At 73.0% G+C, this 16,097-nt stretch carries 17 protein-coding genes; 7 read left to right on the top strand and 10 right to left on the bottom strand.

Annotation, left to right across the window (positions count from 1 at the left end):
- The first annotated feature begins 233 nt into the window (after positions 1–233).
- On the top strand, positions 234–1,856 hold the full coding sequence (groL, locus tag IF09_RS0123215; RefSeq protein WP_030298711.1) for a chaperonin GroEL: 1,623 nt from the start codon (positions 234–236) through the stop codon (positions 1,854–1,856).
- Positions 1,857–2,030: 174 nt separating this feature from the next.
- Here groL and IF09_RS0123210 read toward each other — a convergent pair whose 3' ends face one another.
- Entirely contained in the window at positions 2,031–2,603 is a 573-nt protein-coding gene (locus IF09_RS0123210) for a Uma2 family endonuclease (RefSeq protein ID WP_078613395.1), read from the bottom strand.
- 138 nt (positions 2,604–2,741) lie between these two features.
- On the opposite strand from IF09_RS0123210, the gene IF09_RS0123205 reads away from it, so the two are divergent.
- The gene (locus IF09_RS0123205) at positions 2,742–3,341 is read left to right on the top strand and encodes a phosphoribosylanthranilate isomerase (protein WP_030298706.1); all 600 of its coding nucleotides are present in this window, start codon (positions 2,742–2,744) and stop codon (positions 3,339–3,341) included.
- Positions 3,342–3,380: 39 nt separating this feature from the next.
- Positions 3,381–4,778, top strand: a complete 1,398-nt coding sequence (locus tag IF09_RS0123200) for a PQQ-binding-like beta-propeller repeat protein (protein ID WP_030298705.1) — start codon at positions 3,381–3,383, stop codon at positions 4,776–4,778.
- A 126-nt stretch (positions 4,779–4,904) separates the two neighbouring features.
- On the opposite strand, the gene IF09_RS0123195 is transcribed toward IF09_RS0123200, so the two are convergent.
- The 5 genes from IF09_RS0123195 to IF09_RS0123175 all read right to left on the bottom strand — a co-directional run bounded on the left by IF09_RS0123195 (position 4,905) and on the right by IF09_RS0123175 (position 9,330).
- The gene (locus IF09_RS0123195; protein WP_030298703.1) at positions 4,905–5,480 is read right to left on the bottom strand and encodes a GNAT family N-acetyltransferase; all 576 of its coding nucleotides are present in this window, start codon (positions 5,478–5,480) and stop codon (positions 4,905–4,907) included.
- Entirely contained in the window at positions 5,477–5,851 is a 375-nt protein-coding gene (locus tag IF09_RS0123190) for a hypothetical protein (protein ID WP_030298701.1), read from the bottom strand. Before IF09_RS0123190 ends, IF09_RS0123195 begins: the two co-directional genes overlap by 4 nt.
- 28 nt (positions 5,852–5,879) lie before the next feature.
- Entirely contained in the window at positions 5,880–7,370 is a 1,491-nt protein-coding gene (locus IF09_RS0123185; RefSeq protein WP_030298699.1) for a PTS transporter subunit EIIC, read from the bottom strand.
- Between the two features lie 86 nt (positions 7,371–7,456).
- Positions 7,457–8,395, bottom strand: a complete 939-nt coding sequence (gene murQ, locus IF09_RS0123180; RefSeq protein ID WP_030298697.1) for an N-acetylmuramic acid 6-phosphate etherase — start codon at positions 8,393–8,395, stop codon at positions 7,457–7,459.
- Positions 8,392–9,330, bottom strand: a complete 939-nt coding sequence (locus IF09_RS0123175) for a MurR/RpiR family transcriptional regulator (RefSeq protein WP_030298695.1) — start codon at positions 9,328–9,330, stop codon at positions 8,392–8,394. Before IF09_RS0123175 ends, murQ begins: the two co-directional genes overlap by 4 nt.
- A gap of 100 nt (positions 9,331–9,430) precedes the next feature.
- Here IF09_RS0123175 and IF09_RS0123170 point away from each other — a divergent pair, with 100 nt between their 5' ends.
- Entirely contained in the window at positions 9,431–9,808 is a 378-nt protein-coding gene (locus IF09_RS0123170) for a hypothetical protein (RefSeq protein ID WP_030298692.1), read from the top strand.
- A 7-nt stretch (positions 9,809–9,815) separates the two neighbouring features.
- Complete coding sequence (locus IF09_RS0123165; RefSeq protein WP_030298691.1) at positions 9,816–10,082, top strand: DUF4031 domain-containing protein; 267 nt, start codon at positions 9,816–9,818, stop codon at positions 10,080–10,082.
- Between the two features lie 31 nt (positions 10,083–10,113).
- On the opposite strand, the gene IF09_RS0123160 is transcribed toward IF09_RS0123165, so the two are convergent.
- Complete coding sequence (locus IF09_RS0123160) at positions 10,114–11,337, bottom strand: Cmx/CmrA family chloramphenicol efflux MFS transporter (protein WP_063607411.1); 1,224 nt, start codon at positions 11,335–11,337, stop codon at positions 10,114–10,116.
- A 56-nt stretch (positions 11,338–11,393) separates the two neighbouring features.
- Positions 11,394–12,035, bottom strand: a complete 642-nt coding sequence (locus IF09_RS0123155; protein WP_030298687.1) for a hypothetical protein — start codon at positions 12,033–12,035, stop codon at positions 11,394–11,396.
- Positions 12,036–12,141: 106 nt separating this feature from the next.
- Here IF09_RS0123155 and IF09_RS0123150 point away from each other — a divergent pair, with 106 nt between their 5' ends.
- The gene (locus IF09_RS0123150) at positions 12,142–12,840 is read left to right on the top strand and encodes a copper homeostasis protein CutC (RefSeq protein WP_030298685.1); all 699 of its coding nucleotides are present in this window, start codon (positions 12,142–12,144) and stop codon (positions 12,838–12,840) included.
- A 7-nt stretch (positions 12,841–12,847) separates the two neighbouring features.
- Here the strand turns inward: IF09_RS0123150 and IF09_RS0123145 are convergent, their stop codons facing one another.
- Both IF09_RS0123145 and IF09_RS0123140 read right to left on the bottom strand, forming a co-directional pair.
- Complete coding sequence (locus IF09_RS0123145; protein WP_158710020.1) at positions 12,848–13,384, bottom strand: hypothetical protein; 537 nt, start codon at positions 13,382–13,384, stop codon at positions 12,848–12,850.
- 97 nt (positions 13,385–13,481) lie between these two features.
- On the bottom strand, positions 13,482–15,584 hold the full coding sequence (locus IF09_RS0123140) for a HelD family protein (protein ID WP_418953069.1): 2,103 nt from the start codon (positions 15,582–15,584) through the stop codon (positions 13,482–13,484).
- A gap of 313 nt (positions 15,585–15,897) precedes the next feature.
- Between IF09_RS0123140 and IF09_RS0123135 the strand changes: the two genes are divergently transcribed.
- Positions 15,898–16,083, top strand: a complete 186-nt coding sequence (locus tag IF09_RS0123135) for a hypothetical protein (RefSeq protein WP_030298679.1) — start codon at positions 15,898–15,900, stop codon at positions 16,081–16,083.
- Positions 16,084–16,097: the final 14 nt, after the last annotated feature.

Genomic DNA, 16,097 nt, shown 5'->3' with positions numbered 1-16,097 from the left:
TCCCCAAGCCGCTTGCACTCGAGGGGGTCGAGTGCTAATCATTGGCGTTAGCACTCTCCTGTCGAGAGTGCTACTACACAGGACCGGGTCGGTGAGGCCCGCAGGGTCCGGCGGGAAGGAACCGCCGGGCACGCAGGCCGTCCGTCGCGGGCGCGGGCGCGGTCCGGAGCAATCCAACCCTCCCCTCGTACCGACGGTGCAGGGGGAACCCCAGTCCTGGAGGACCACTTCAGATGGCCAAGATCATTGCGTTCGACGAGGAGGCCCGGCGCGGTCTCGAGCGCGGGATGAACCAGCTCGCTGACGCCGTCAAGGTCACCCTTGGCCCCAAGGGTCGCAACGTCGTCCTTGAGAAGAAGTGGGGCGCCCCCACGATCACCAACGATGGTGTCTCCATCGCCAAGGAGATCGAGCTCGAGGACCCGTACGAGAAGATCGGCGCCGAGCTGGTCAAGGAAGTCGCCAAGAAGACGGACGACGTCGCCGGCGACGGTACGACCACCGCCACCGTGCTCGCCCAGGCGCTCGTCCGCGAGGGCCTGCGCAACGTGGCCGCCGGCGCCAACCCGATGGCCCTCAAGCGCGGTATCGAGAAGGCCGTCGAGGCCGTCTCGGGCGCCCTGCTCGAGCAGGCGAAGGATGTCGAGACCAAGGAGCAGATCGCTTCGACGGCCTCCATCTCCGCCGCCGACACCCAGATCGGCGAGCTCATCGCCGAGGCCATGGACAAGGTCGGCAAGGAAGGCGTCATCACCGTCGAGGAGTCGCAGACCTTCGGTCTGGAGCTCGAGCTCACCGAGGGCATGCGCTTCGACAAGGGCTACATCTCGGCGTACTTCGCCACCGACATGGAGCGTATGGAGGCGTCCCTGGACGACCCGTACATCCTGATCGTCAACTCCAAGATCGGCAACGTGAAGGACCTCCTTCCGCTGCTCGAGAAGGTCATGCAGTCCGGCAAGCCGCTGCTGATCATCGCCGAGGACGTCGAGGGCGAGGCCCTGTCGACCCTGGTCGTCAACAAGATCCGCGGCACCTTCAAGTCCGTCGCCGTCAAGGCCCCGGGCTTCGGCGACCGCCGCAAGGCCATGCTCGGCGACATCGCCATCCTCACGGGCGGCACGGTCATCTCCGAGGAGGTCGGCCTCAAGCTCGAGAACGCGGGCCTCGACCTGCTCGGCCGCGCCCGCAAGGTCGTCATCTCCAAGGACGAGACCACGATCGTCGACGGTGCCGGTGACAGCGACCAGGTCCAGGGTCGCGTCAACCAGATCCGCGCCGAGATCGAGAACTCCGACTCGGACTACGACCGCGAGAAGCTCCAGGAGCGCCTCGCGAAGCTGGCCGGCGGCGTGGCCGTCATCAAGGCCGGCGCCGCGACCGAGGTGGAGCTCAAGGAGCGCAAGCACCGCATCGAGGACGCCGTCCGCAACGCGAAGGCGGCCGTCGAGGAGGGCATCGTCGCCGGTGGTGGCGTGGCCCTGCTCCAGGCCTCCGCGGTCTTCGAGAAGCTCGACCTGTCGGGTGACGAGGCGACCGGCGCCAACGCCGTGAAGCTCGCCCTGGAGGCCCCGCTCAAGCAGATCGCCGTCAACGGTGGCCTCGAGGGTGGCGTCGTCGTGGAGAAGGTCCGCAACCTGACCGTCGGCTGGGGCCTGAACGCCGCGACCGGCGAGTACGTGGACATGATCGCCGAGGGCATCATCGACCCGGCGAAGGTCACGCGCTCTGCCCTGCAGAACGCCGCGTCCATCGCCGCGCTGTTCCTGACGACCGAGGCCGTCATCGCCGACAAGCCGGAGAAGGCCGGTGCCCCCGCGGGCGGCGGCATGCCGGGCGGTGACATGGACTTCTGATCGGCCCCTGGCGTGATCGCAAGGCGGAGGTGGGGGTCCCCCCGCCGAAGGCAGGGGGAGGAGGCGACGCTCGCGTCGTCGACCGACGACAACGCGGCGAGCGCGCGTGCCGGACCCCGCCGGCCTGGGGGCACCTCCCAGCGGTAGCTGGGGGAGGGACTTTGACGACAGCCCCTAGAAGCCGGTGGTGTCGAGGGAGAAGTCGAAGGGCTCAGGGATCTGCAGGGGCTTGCCGAAGGACACCGTCGTACGGGAGCGGTATCCGTGCGGCGAGGGGTCCCAGAAGCAGGTGATCTCCGAGTCCTGCATGTCGATGACCAAATAGACGGGAACGAGCGAGCCGTACACGTCCAGCTTCTCGTTCCAGTCGGCGTCCCTGGTGGAGGTGGACGTGAACTCTCCGACCAGCGACAGCGCCGCTGCGTCCGCGTGCAGCCCGTCTTCCTCGAAGGCCGCTTCGTCTGCGACGTACAGGTCCGGCCCGTAGCCGCGCTCCGCTGCCGGGAACCGGAACAGGAACGGTGAGGTGTCAGCGAACTGCCCCTCGGGGACGTGTGCCTGGAGCTGCTCGCGCAGTAGGCGCATGCGCCTGGAGTAGCGCAGCTTCGAAAACGGCGACACGATGATCTTCCCCCGGATGAGCTCGGCCTTGAAGCCGTGTGGCGTGTCCATCTCCGCGACGGTGCGCAGGAGGCTCTCGAACGCTGGTGACGCCTGCGTTTCTATGGGTGTGGCCCGCTCGATCATGATCGTCACCGTAGTCCTCCGCCTGCGTGCTGCGTCGTGGGTGTAAGCCTTGCCTCCAGGCTAGTGGCGGGGCGGAGCACATGCCCGGCTGTCGGGACGGATCACCGTGCATCGGGTGGCTTTTGGTTGACTGGGGGTATGAGCGAGCTCTTCGTCAAGATCTGTGGGCTGAAGACCGGGCCGGACGTCGGCGTGGCCGTGGCCGCTGGGGCCGATGCCGTCGGGTTCGTCTTCGCGCCGGGCAGCCCGCGTACGATCGACGCCGCCACCGCGCGGGCGCTGGCCGCCGAAGTGCCGGACTCGGTGCTGACCGTCGGGGTGTTCCGGGGGCAGCCGGCCGAGGAGGTCCGGCGGCTCGCCGAGGAGAGCGGCGTACGCGGCGTGCAGCTGCACGGGGACGAGGGTCCGGAGTACTACGAGGCGCTGCGAGCCCCCGGCCGGACCCTGCTGCGGGCCACCGCCCTGCACGTCGGGCGCTGCGGGGAGTACGGAGAGGACCTGCTGCTGATCGACGCGCCCGACCCCGGCTCCGGCAAGCCGTGGAACTGGGCGTCGCAGGAGTTCACCGCGCCCGAGGGGCGCTGGCTGCTGGCCGGCGGGCTGAACCCGGGGAACGTACGGGAGGCCGTGGAGACCACGGGCGCCTGGGGCGTGGACGTGTCGAGCGGGGTGGAGCGGGAGCGCGGGGTGAAGTCCCCCGACCTGATCCGCGCCTTCATCGAGGCCGCCCGGCGCTAGTTCGCCCCGACCGCGGCTACGCTGCGGCCAGGGGGGATCATGAACGAGGGACCGTCGCTCGTGGAGCGGCTCGGGCAGGGCACCGTCGTGGCCGCGGCCTGCGCGTTCAGCGCCGTCACGCTGCTGTACGCCGTCCTGTGCCTGAAGTTGACCGCCGAGGACATGTCCGAGGTCGTGTGCAGTTCCGGCGGCTGCCCGCGCGGGCTGGGCCCGCTGGTGCTCTGGACGCTGGTCGCCGGGCTCGCCGCGGGTGGCCTGTGGTGGTGGGCCCTGAAGGGCCGCGGGTACCGCTCCGCCGTCGGCTGGACGGTGGCCGTCGCCGTTGCGCTCGTCGCGCTGTGGCCGGGCTGGCTCGGCTTCTCGTGGCTGCGCGGCCCGCACATGGACCTCTTCTCGTACCAGGTCCCGGACGGCCCCGGCGCGGACAAGCCGCTCGGCTCCTGGGCGGGGGACCCGGCCACGGGGTTCGTGGTCCGGGGCCGCGCGGACCGCGTGATCGGCTACGACGGGGAGGGCCGCCGCGGCTGGAGCATCCCCGCCCCGCCCGGCGGCGCGGTGTGCGCGATGAGCGGCGACACCCCCTCCGGCACCGGCCTGCTCACCGTGTCCACCGCGGAGAGCACGTGTGGCAACCGCCTGACGGCGGTGGACGTCACGTCCGGCGACCAGCGCTGGAGCAAGGACATCCCCGGGCTCGTGGGCAAGCCGTCCGCGGGAGGCTCCCTTGCCGTGACCGCGACCGCGGACGCCGTGCTCGCCCACGACCTGGTCACCGGTGCCGAGCGGTGGCGCTCTGCGCTGCCCGCGGGCGCCGTCGCCACCGAGGTCGCCGCCGGACCCGGCCGGGTCCTGCTCCTGGCCCGCACGGGCCGGGGCGTCGAGCTGTTCGCGCTCGACGCCCGCACCGGTGCCGTCGCCTGGCAGTTCCCGATGCCGGTCGGGTACGAGCCCCCCCGCATCGTGTCCGCCTCCCCGGCCGCCGCCGTCGGGGACGGGCGCCTGCTGGTGTTCGACGACGCGGGCCGCCCGCCCGCCGAGTCGCAGGCTCCGTACGTCCCGACCTCGGGCGAGGCGGAGTGGCTGGTGGCAGGCGACGTGTTCTACGCGGCGGTCCCGGAACGGGAGAAGCGGGAGGTCCTGGCGGCGTTCTCCCTGAAGGACGGCCGGCACCTGTGGACCCGCGCCTTCGACCACGACTGGCGGATCCGCGCCTTGGCCGCGGACCGGGCCGGCCGGATCGCCGTGGTCACGGACGGCGCGTACACCCACCTCTGGCACCTTGCCCCGGCCACCGGGAAGCCGGGTGGCGAGTCGACGGTCCTGCGAGGCCTCCGGCTGGGCGAGTCGTTCGCCCTCTACGGCAGGACGTTCGTCAATCTCGACGACGACGGCCGGCTCCCGCCGATCTTCGACGTGGCCCCGGCGATCGGCTGGTGAGTCACGTCGCGAACTCCTTCAGGGCCCCGGTGCCGGGGGGATGCCGACCGGGGCCGGGATCTCGACCCTCTCGCCGTAGCCGACGGGTCAGCCCAAAGGGGTGAGAAGCCTCGGGCGGCGCTCACGTCAGTCCGTGCGGAGGCGGGCGTGGAGGTGTTCGTCGTGCCAGCCGTCCGCGTGGAGGAGGGCGCCGCGCATGGTGCCCTCCAGGGGGAAGCCGGCCTTCGTCGCGATGCGGCAGGAGGCCGGGTTGGCCACGGAGTGGGTGATGCGCAGTCGGTGCAGGCCCAGCTCCTCGAAGGCCCAGCGGGTGACCCGGGCCGTGGCCTTCACCATGACACCGCCACCGCGGCCCGCGGGCAGGAGCCAGTACAGGAACTCGCCGCTCCCGCCCGGGAGATCGAGGTCGCCCAGGCCGATCAGGCCCACGGGCAGGCCGCCGGAGGCGGGGGCCACCGCCCAGATCGCGGCCTTCTCGGCGTGCCAGCGCTCCTGCCAGCGCTCGATCCGGGCCACGGCCTGCGCCGGTGACAGCAGGGCGGGGCGGTTCCAGTGGCGGATCTCCGCATCGTGGCAGGACTCGACCAGCGCGGGGGCGTCGTCCGGGGTCCACGGGCGCAGGTGGAGCGCGCCCGGGAGGTCGAGGACCGGCTGGGGGAGGGCTGCCATCCGTCCCGGCGGGACCGCGGGGGCAAGGGTCATGCCGCGTCCCGGAAGTGGGCCAGCAGGGCCTCGGCGTCGGCGGTGCTGCCCGAGATGGTGTCGAAGCCCATGCCGGGCGGGACGGCTTGCCCCCACAGCCAGCTGTGGTGACAGCTGAAGCAGAAGATCAGCTCGAACAGGGGCTCGTCCCGGGCGTCGTACGCCCGCAGGCCCCAGCCCGGCGCGAAGCAGATGCGCGGCTCACCCGGCGCCATCGACGAGATCAGCGCGAGCGAGTCGGCGGCCTCTCTGCCCGTCCAGCGGGAGACGACCGGGCCGGTCATGGGGTCGCCGTAGCGCTCGGGGCGCGCGGAGAGGCGTACGACCTCGACGACAGCGGTGGCGGCAACGGCTTCGGCGGGGAGCTGCATTGGCGCAGTCTCCCCGGCCGACCTCTATTTACGCCATAGCGGGCTCGGTGGCCGGTGGGGCGGTGGCCGGAATTGGCTCCTGATCGGCGTTGAGCTCGGTCAGCATCCGCCGCGTGAATCCGAAGAAGTACGTCGCGGCGAAGCCCACCAGGTAGCCGACGAGCAGGCCGCCCGCATAGATCGCGAGGTTCAGGCCCATCCCCGACGGGCCGTCCAGCAGCGGGAACAGCGCCCACCCCGACGGGCCGATGGCCGTGGCGCCGAACGCGACCCCCAGCTGGTTGCAGAGCCCGACGAACGCCCCGCCCGCCGCCCCGCCCACGCAGGCGGTGACGAAGGGGCGGCCCAGCGGGAGCGAGACCCCGTAGATCAGCGGTTCGCCGACGCCCAGGAAGCCCGCCGGGAGCGCGGACCTGATGGTCGTCCGCAGCGACCGGTTGCGCGGCAGCCGGCAGTAGACCGCGAGCGCCGCGCCGACCTGGCCCGCGCCCGCCATGGCGAGGACCGGCAGGAGGGCGGTGTGGCCGGTCTGCTCGATGAGGGTGGTGTGGATCGGGATCAGGGCCTGGTGCAGGCCCAGCATCACCAGCGGCAGGAACAGGCCGCCCAGGACCAGCCCGGCGAAGGCACCGCCGCTGGCGAGCAGCCAGGTCGCGAAGGAGCCGATGGCGGTGGAGACCTCGCCCGCGAGGAACATAAGGCCGAAAATCGTCACCAGCCCGGAGGCCAGCACGGTGACGGTGGGGGTGACCAGCGCGTCCACCGACTCGGGGACCCACCTGCGACACAGCTTCTCCACCCGTACGGCGAGGAACGCGGCCGCCAGGGCGCCGAGTACGCCGCCCTGCCCGGGGGACAGGTGCTGGCCGAACGCGTCGACCTTCGCGACGCCCGGGAAGACGATGATCGCGGCGACGGCGCCGCCGAGGATCGGGGTGCCGCCGAACTCCTTGGCCGTGTTGTAGCCGACGAACACCGCGATCAGCGACATGAACCCCGAGGCGATCGCGGCGAGAGCCGGGACGACTGCCGGCAGCCAACCGGTGTTCAGCAGCACGCCGTTCAGGCCGGCGATGATGCCGCAGCCGATGAGCGCCGGGATCAGCGGGACGAAGACGTTCGCGATCCGGCGCAGGAACAGCTTCACCGGGGTGCTGTTGCGGGTCTTCTGCGCCTGCTTCAACGCCGCGCCCTGGGCGGCGAGTTCCTCGGCCGTGACCGCCGTACCGGCCGTACGCGGCGGGTTCCCGGCCGGGCGGCCCTGCTCGACCAGCGACTCGAACTCCGGGGTCACCCGGGCGACGGTCCCCGGCCCCAGCACGATCTGGTACGTGTCGGCGTCCTCGACGACGCCCAGCACCGCGGGCAGCGCCCTGAGGGCCGCGTCGTCGACCAGCGAGCGGTCGTGCAGCGCGATGCGCAGGCGGGTCATGCAGTGCGCGATCGAGCTGATGTTGTCCGGGCCGCCGACCAGGGGGAGGATCGCGGCGGCTGTGGCGCGGTTCTTGTCAGTGGACATGTGGTGATCGCCTTGCGTCGGGGGAAACGGGGCAGTCAGCAGGTCAGCAGGTCAGCGGGGTCGGATGGGCCGGAGGGCCGGTGGCGTCACTGGGGGGCGGCGGCCGTACGGGCGAGCGCCTCGCGCAGGTGCCCCTGCGAGGCGGTGAGCAGCCCGGCCGCGGCCGGGCCGTCCACGCCCGCGAGGAGCACGAGCACGGCCTGCTTGACCTCGCCGCCGGTGGCGTCGAGCGCCGCCTCGATCTCCTCGTCCCCCGCGCCGGTGGCCAGCGCCAGGATCCGGCGGGAGCGGGCGCGCAGCTTTTCGTTGGAGGCGCGCAGGTCGACCATCAGGTTCCCGTACGTCTTCCCGAGCCGGATCATCGTGATGGTCGAGACGAGGTTCAGGACGAGCTTCTGCGCGGTACCGGCCTTCAGGCGGGTGGATCCGGTCAGCAGCTCGGGCCCCACGACGACCTCGATGCCGTGCTCGGCGGCCGCGGCGAGCGCCGAGCCGGCGTTGCAGGAGAGGCCGACGGTGAGCGCGCCGCGCGTACGGGCGTACGCGACGGCGCCGATCGCGTACGGGGTGCGGCCGGAGGCGGAGATCCCGATGACGGTGTCGTCGGCGGTCAGCTGCAGGGCCGCCAGGTCCGAGGCGGCCAGCTCGGCGGAGTCCTCGGCGCCTTCGACGGACCGGACCATGGCACCGGGCCCGCCCGCGATGAGGCCGACGACCTGGGCCGGGTCGGTGTTGAAGGTGGGCGGGCACTCGCTGGCGTCGAGGACGCCCATCCGCCCGGCGGTGCCGGCGCCCGCGTAGACGAGCCGCCCGCCCCGGGCCATCCGCGGCGCGATCGCGTCGATCGCGGCGGCGATCCGCGGCAGCTGCGCGGCGACGGCGGTCGGCACGCCGGCGTCCTCGGCGTTCATGGTGCGGGCGATCTCGAGGGTGGACAGCCGGTCGATCCCGGCCAGTTCGGGGCGGAAGGCCTCGGTGGTCAGCGTGTCGAGCTGGGCGCGCAGTGCGGCGTACGACGCGGTCATGGGCGGGGGCTCCTGGCGGTTCGGCGGGGGGCGAGCGCCTCGTACGAGGCGGCGAGGGCGGGCGCGGCGGTTTCGTACGTCTGCTGCGCGACGGCCACGAACAGGCAGTCGACGACGAGGAGCTGGCTGGTCCGGCTGGACATGGCGGCCGGGCGCAGCCGGGTCTCGCGGGCGGCGGAGGTGGCCAGTACGAGGTCGGCGTAGTGGGAGACGGGGGCGTTCGGGCGTCCGGTGAGCGCGATGGTGGTGGCGCCGCGCTCGAAGGCCGTGCGGAGGGGGTCGATCACGTCGCCGGTGGCGCCGGAGTGGGTGATCGCGACGGCCGCGTCGCCGGGGCGCAGCTGCACGGCGCCCGTGACGGCCAGGTGGGGGTCGCTGTGGGCGTGGGCGACGAGGCCGATGCGCAGCAGCTTCTGGGCCAGGTCCTGGCCGACGAGGGCGGAGGCGCCGACGCCGTAGATGTCGATCCGGCGGGCCGTCGCGAGCGCGGTGACGGCGGCGGCGAGGGCGGCGAGGTCGAGTCCGGCGGCGGTGTCGGCGAGGGTCTGGGCCTCCTCGTGGGCCAGCTTGGCGACGACGTCGGCGAGGGGGTCGTCGACGGCTATGCCGGCGGTGACGGCGGGGGCCGCCCCGGATTCCTGCTGTGCGGCGAGCGCGGCGAGGGCGAGGCGCAGGTCGCGGTAGCCGGGGTAGCCGAGGAGGCGGGCGGTGCGGACGACGGTGGCCTCGCTGGTGCCGGTGCGCGCGGCGAGCGCGGTGACGGTGAGGCGCGAACAGCCGGCGGGGTCGGCGGCGACGGTTTCGGCGACGGCCCGCACGGAGCGGGTCATGGAGGGGCCGAGACTGCGGACGCGGGCCCGCAGCGGCACACCGGAGCCGGTGTCCTCGTTCTGCCCGTCCCCCTCGCTGAAAATTACTTTCGGATCGTCGCTCATTCCTGAAATCTATTTTCGGAGGGGGTGGCGGTCAAGGCACCATTCGGCCCCACTCGGAAGGACCTTCACCAGTTGGCCCGTACGGGTTCACAATGGGCGCATGGACCACGCGACCCCCCTGGAACAGGCGCTGCACACCGCCCGCGCCCTCGTCCTCGCCGATCTCGTCGCGGGCGAGGTCGCCGAGGCCGATGTCGTCTCCCTCGTCGAGGACTCGGTCACGCACCGCCGGTGGTGGGTGGAGCAGTGGCCGGAGGGGGTGGACTACCTTCCCGGACTCGTCGCCCAGGACGTGCAGGACGCGCTGCTGGAGAAGTACGGGCGCTGGCCGCTGTGCCCGGTCTGTTCGCACGGAGATCCGCACGCGCTGGACGTGGAGCCGGAGTTGGGGCCCGATCCGCACTGGGTGTGCGCCAAGGCAGGGGTGAAGGTCGCCGCGGTCGGCGGCCTCGCCCCCGTCTTCGGCGTCGGCCGGTGAGCCGCCGGTGACGCTCTACATCGACCCGCCGACCTGGCCGGGCCATGGCCGCATGTGGTCGCACCTGGTCAGCGACGTCTCGTACGAGGAGCTGCACGCCTTCGCGGCGTCGATCGGCTGCCCGCCGAGGGCCTTCGAGCGCGACCACTACGACGTGCCGTCGCACCGCTACGCGGATGCGGTGGCCGCGGGCGCCGTGGAGGTGGGCAGCAAGGAACTGGTCCGCCGCCTGACGTCCGCGGGCCTGCGCCGACCGAAGGGCCGCCCGGCATAGCGGCGCCTGCCGGGACCGGGGGCAGCCGGGGTCAGTGCGCGGCGGGTTGTGCGGCCGGGGCCGGTGCGGTTGCTCCCGACGAGGCGATCACCCGGGTCGGGGCGGGTGGGGTGCGGTGGTGGAGGCGCAGGGCGATCGCGGTCAGGGCCATGGCCGTGACCGTCATCGCGGCGCCCGCCCAGGCGGTGGCGGCGAAGCCGTGGCCGGCGTCGATCACCGTGCCGCCGAGCCAGGGACCGCCCGTGTTGCCCAGGTTGAACGCCGCCGTCGTGGTGGCCCCGGCCAGCGTCGGGGCCGCGCCCGCGACGTTGAACATGCGGGCGTTGAGCGCCGGCGCCGTGAAGAACGCCGAGACGCCGAGCAGGAACGACAGCCCCACCGCCGCCACCGCCGCCGACGCCAGCAGGGCCAGGGCGACGAGGAAGGCCGTGGATGCTGCGATGCCCCACAGCATCACCCCGAACAGGTGCGCATCCGCGACCCGCCCGCCGATCGTCGTGCCGACGAGCGCACCGACCCCGAACAGCGCCAGCACCCACGGCACCCGGCCGGCATCCAGCCCGGCGACCTCCGTCAGCAGCGGCGACAGGTAGCTGAACGCGCAGAAGACCCCGCCCGCGGCCAGGGCCGTGACGCCGATGGACAGCCACACCTGCCGGTCGCGGTAGATGCGCAGCTCCCGCGCCAGGGTGGGCCGTACGGCGGGCAGCGGGATGTCCGGGATCAGCGCCAGGATGCCGGCGAGGGCCACCGCCGAGGCCGCGCCGACCGACCAGAACGCGGAACGCCAGCCCAGGTGTTCCCCGAGGAAGGCGCCGGCGGGGACGCCGAGGACGTTGGCGATGGACAGGCCGCCGATCATGACGGCCATGGCGCGGGCCCGCTGGTCCTTCTCCACCATCGCGATGGCGACGGCCGCGCCGACCGCCCAGAAGCCGGCGCAGGCGAGCGCGGCGAGGATGCGGGACGCGAAGAGGAGCTCGTACGAGGGGGCCAGCGCACCCGCCACCTGCCCGAGGCCGAAGAGGCTGATGAGCGCGATGAGGGTGGTGCGGCGCGGGAGCCGCAGCGTGGCCACCGCCAGCAGCGGCGCCCCGACGACCATGCCGATCGCGAAGGCCGATATCAGCAGGCCCGCCTGCGGGATGGTGACGCCCAGGTCCTCGGCGATGGGCGGCAGCAGTCCGGACAGCATGAACTCGCTGGTTCCGAGCGAGAAGACGGCCAGGCCGAGTACGTAGACGGCGACGGGCATGCGGGCGGTGGCGGTGGCTGGGGGCACGTTCCGTACGAACCTGCGCGCCGCGGATCTCATTCCCCGGCACTCAGGACGGCGAGCTCGGCGGCCAGGTTGCGGCGGGCCGGGGCCTCCCAGTGCGTGGTGCCGTACGGGGTGCGGAAGAGGCGGGGCAGTGCGAGCAGCTGGCGCAGTACGGCGGCCCGGCCGGCGCGGAAGGCGTCGTCGGGGACGAACCCGTACTCGGCGCGGACGGCGGCGACGTACGCGGCGTACGCGTCCGGGCCGCCCGCCAGGACGGCCAGGTCCGCATCGCAGAGCGCCTCCCCGTTGGTGTCGCCCGGGGCGGGGTCGTGGGTGACGGTGAGCCGGACCAGGCGGGCCACCTCGGCGGTGCGGGCGGCGTCGATGCCGAGCTCGGGCAGGGCGCGCTCGGCGAGGGCCGCGCTGCGCTCCTCGTTCTCGGAGCGGTCGGGGCGGTAGACGGCGTCGTGGAACCAGGCGGCGAGCTCGACGGCGGCCGGGTCGGCGGCGTGCGGGGCGAGTACGTCGAGCCGCGCGAGCACGTCGGCCAGGTGCGCGGTGGTGTGGTACCGGCGCTGGGGCTCCGCCCAGGCGGCGAGGAGCCGGTCGGCGTAGGGGCCGGGGTCGCGGTCGGGGCCGGCGCCTGCGGCGGTGGTGGTGGCGTGCCAGCGGTCGCGGAGGTCGGAGGTCATGGGCACATTGTGGGGGTGGCGTGTTTGTGCTGGTGATGCGCGGGCGCGGGCCCGTACCCTTCATATTGGACTAGACCTATTTTCCGTATGCGAAGGATGGCATCGAATGAGCAACCAAGCGCTGCTGGAGGTGATCGCCCTCGATGCCCGGGACGCGGTCGCGGCCCAGGCCGGCGGGGCGGACCGGCTGGAGCTGGTCACCGACATGGCGGCCGACGGGCTCACCCCGCCGCGCGAGACCTTCGCGGCCATCCGCGCGGCGGTCGACATCCCGCTCCGCGTGATGATCCGCCGGACGGACGGGTTCGCCGCCGGGCCGGTCGACCTGCTGGTGGAGCAGGCGCGGGCGCTGCGGGCGGAGGGGGCGCAGGAGTTCGTCCTCGGGTTCCTGACCCGGGACGGAAGCCCCGACCTGGCCGCCGTGGAGGCCGTCCTGGCGGAGCTGGAAGGCTGCCGCTGGACCTTCCACCGGGCGCTGGACCGGGCGGCGGACCGCGACCAGGCGCGCAAGGCCCTCGCCGACCTGCCGGGGCTCGACGCCTACCTGACGGCGGGCTCGGCCGACGGGGTCGACGCGGGCCTTCCCGTCCTGCTCTCCGAGGCGGCGCGGCGCGGCGAGCCGGGGTACGCGGCACGGATCCTGGTCGGCGGCGGCCTCACCCTGGCGCACCTGCCGCGGCTGAGGGCCGCGGGCATCGACGCCTTCCACATCGGCGGGGCGGCCCGGCCGCAGGGGTGGGGCGCCCCGGTCTCGGCGTCGGCCGTCGCCCAGTGGCGTACGGCCCTTTCGCAGCCGCTTCGGTGACGGGCGCTCAGCCTCCCTGGCAGGCCTTGCTGTTGAGCGCGGCCGCCGCGCCCGCGTTGTAGCCCTTCTCGTAGTTCGGGTCCAGCTGCGTGAGGCTCTTGTTCTGGTTCTGGGGCTTCTTCTTGCAGTCTTCCCGCGTTTCGGCGAGGCCCTTCCTGAAGCCCTTGGAGTACTGCTCCTGGGCGTCCTTCTGTTCGGCCTCCTTGACGGTGCCGCAGCTGGCCTTGTCGTCCTGGTTGGAGGCCGTCACCTTGCCGACCGGGATGAATCCGCTGGTGGTGGCCGTCCCGTCGTCGTTGGCGCTGACTTGGGAGCTGAACTGGTCGGTCGCGGTACCGCCGCGGAAGGTCACGGCCGTTCCCGGCTGCGCTCCTGTGGCGGTGACGTCGTACTTGCCCGCGGCATTGGGGGTCTGCTTCACGCTGCACGTCAGGGAAGGCACCGCTGCTGCCTGCGCGGAAGCCGCCAGGAGCGGTGCCGACCCGAGTGCCAGCGAGGACACGACCACGGGCGCCAGCACGGCCAGTCGAATACGGGGGTTCATCGTTCGTCCTTCCCTCGGATGGAACATGGAAGAACCGGGCCCGGGGAGGTGTGAACACGTCCATCGTCCTGCCGCCGACCGGCCGTGTCCACCGGAGCTACGGAAGGGCAGGTCCGAGGGCCGCCGGCAACGCGGCGGCGTGCAGGACGTGCAGGCCCGAGACGGCACGGGTGAGGCACACGTAGAGGCGGCGCAGGCCGGTGCGTTCGTCGGGTTCGCCGGAGACGATCGCGGCGGGCTCGTCCAGCACCACGTAGTCGTACTCGAGACCCTTCGCCAGCGACGCCGGCACCAGCGTCAGCCGCGCCTGCGCCGTCGTCTCCTCGCCCGGTGCCAGATACGGCAGTTCCGCCGCGCGCAGGGCCTCGGCCAGCTCCGGGATCCGGGCGTCGGCCGCGATCAGGCCGATCGAGCCCTCGTGGGCCAGCGCGGCGCGGCAGGCGTCCAGGACCGACGCCGTCAGGTCCGGCGTCGGCGTGACGACCAGCGACCCCGGCGTCTCACGGACCGAGGAGACCGCGGCCAGCCCCGGGGAGATCGACGGCAGCAGGCGCGAGGCGTACGCGATCACCTCGCGCGGCACGCGGAAGCCCGCCGTCAGCTCCTCCAGCGCCGCCCCCGGCTTGCCCAGGTGCGCCAGGGCCTCGTCCCAGCTGCGCGTCGCCCACGGGGTCGTGCCCTGCGCGAGGTCGCCCAGGACCGTCGCCGAGCCCGTCGTGCAGCGCCGGCCCACCGCCCGGTACTGCATCGGCGACAGGTCCTGCGCCTCGTCGAGGACGACATGGCCCAGCGAGTGCGTGCGCTCCACCAGGTCCGCCGCCTCGTCGATCAGGACCAGGTCCGCCGCCGACCACTTCGCCGACTTCACGCTCCGGAACGGCTTGGCCCACAGCAGGAGCTGCTGCTCCTCGTCCGACAGGACGCCCTCCGCGTGCTCCGCCAGGAACTCCGGCTCCGACAGCAGGCGCAGCACCAGCTTCGCCGGTTCCACTGCCGGCCAGATCGCCTTGACCGCCGCCTTCACGGCCGCGCCCCGTGCCACCGAGTCCTGGACGCGGTCGTCGGGCGCCTCGCCCGCCTGTTCCATCCGTACGAGCACGGTGTGCGCGATCCGCTGCGGCAGTGCGTCGCGGGCGGCGCCGTAGCGGATGTCCCGGTCGAGGAGCTCCGCCACGATCTCCTCGATCTCGTACGCCGGTACCCGCCAGCGGCGCGAACCGCGGACCACCATCAGCGGCTCGGCGGGCATGCTGACGTGCGAGCGGACCGCACGGCGCAGCACCTCCGCCATGCGGGCGTCGCCCTTGACGACGGCGGTCGCGGCGGCGTCGGTGCCGCGGATCTCCAGGGCGTCGCGGGCCACCAGGTCCTCGACGGTGGCCTGCTTGACCTCGAGCTCGCCCAGGGCCGGGAGGACCTGCTCGATGTAGTGCAGGAAGGAACGGTTCGGCCCGATGACGAGCGTGCCGGTACGGGCGAGCCGCTCGCGGTGGGCGTACAGCAGGTACGCGACGCGGTGCAGACCGACCGCGGTCTTGCCGGTGCCGGGGCCGCCCTGCACGCAGACGGAGCCGGACAGGCCGGAGCGGACGATCTCGTCCTGCTCGGGCTGGATCGTCGCGACGATGTCACGCATGGGGCCGACGCGCGGTCGCTCGATCTCCCGCTGGAGCAGCTTGCTGACGGCGGCCGCCTCGGCGGGGTCGGAGAGGTGCTCGTCCTCGTACGCGGTGAGCTCGCCGCCCGTGTAGCCGAAGCGGCGGCGCAAGGCGATGTCCTGAGGGTCGTTCTTGGAGGCCCGGTAGAACGGCTGGGAGACGGGCGCGCGCCAGTCGATGACCATCGGGTCGCCGTCGGCGTCGTGGACGTGGCGGCGGCCGATGTAGAACTGCTCGCCCTCCGCGCCTTCGGCGAGCTCGGCGCCGGGTGCGTGCAGGTAGTTGAGGCGGCCGAAGAAGAGCGGGGTGTGGGCGAGGTCGGCCAGCGCCTTGATCCGGTCGTCGATCTGGGCCTGGAGGACGATCGCGTTGACCCAGTTCGCGGTGACGTCGCGGATGTCGAGGGCCTCGACGTCCTCGCGCATGGCGCGGAGAGCGGCGCGGGAGGCGGTGAGGTGGGCCTGCTCGCGGGCGAGGGGGTGGGCGGCGGAGTCGCCGGCGCCGTCGTTGTCGATGCCGGTCTCGGGGGCGTGCGCGGACACGGAAATGCCTCCAGCTGCTGCTCGGTACGGAACGATGCCCGCCGGTTTCCGGCCGGCGGGCGGCTCTCCCCGAAACGGCGGCGGGAGGCGGCAAGAGCGGAGATTGTAGTCACCGTGCAGGCGGGGCGCGAACGGAATACGGGGGCGGAAGTCCCTCCGGGGCGGGACGTCCGTACGGGTGTCATACCTGGGAGTGTCAGACCTTGGGCAGGACCACTAGGGGGTGGCATGGGCCCGCAGGAGTAGGCGGGAGGGCCTGCGGTTCCGCCCCCAGGGCGATGTGCCAACCGGGGCGGAAGCGCACCATGGATACATGAGCACCGCAACCTTCACCCCGATCCGGGGCGGCCGCCCTAGCGGCGCCACCGCCACCTCCGACTCCCCTCCCCGCCACGTGGTGGGCAACGCCCTGCGCGCCGCGAAGGTGTTCGCCGCGGCGGCGGTGAGCGTCATCGTCCTGGGCGAATACGGCGAGGACGCCGGCGTCATACGCCGCTGACCAGCGGCCCGGCT

It is taken from the genome of Streptomyces katrae (assembly GCF_000717655.1).
In the GTDB taxonomy this organism is placed as follows: domain Bacteria; phylum Actinomycetota; class Actinomycetes; order Streptomycetales; family Streptomycetaceae; genus Streptomyces; species Streptomyces katrae_B.
The sequence above is the reverse complement of the archived record's forward strand: the minus strand, read 5'-3'. Positions and strand labels throughout refer to the sequence as shown.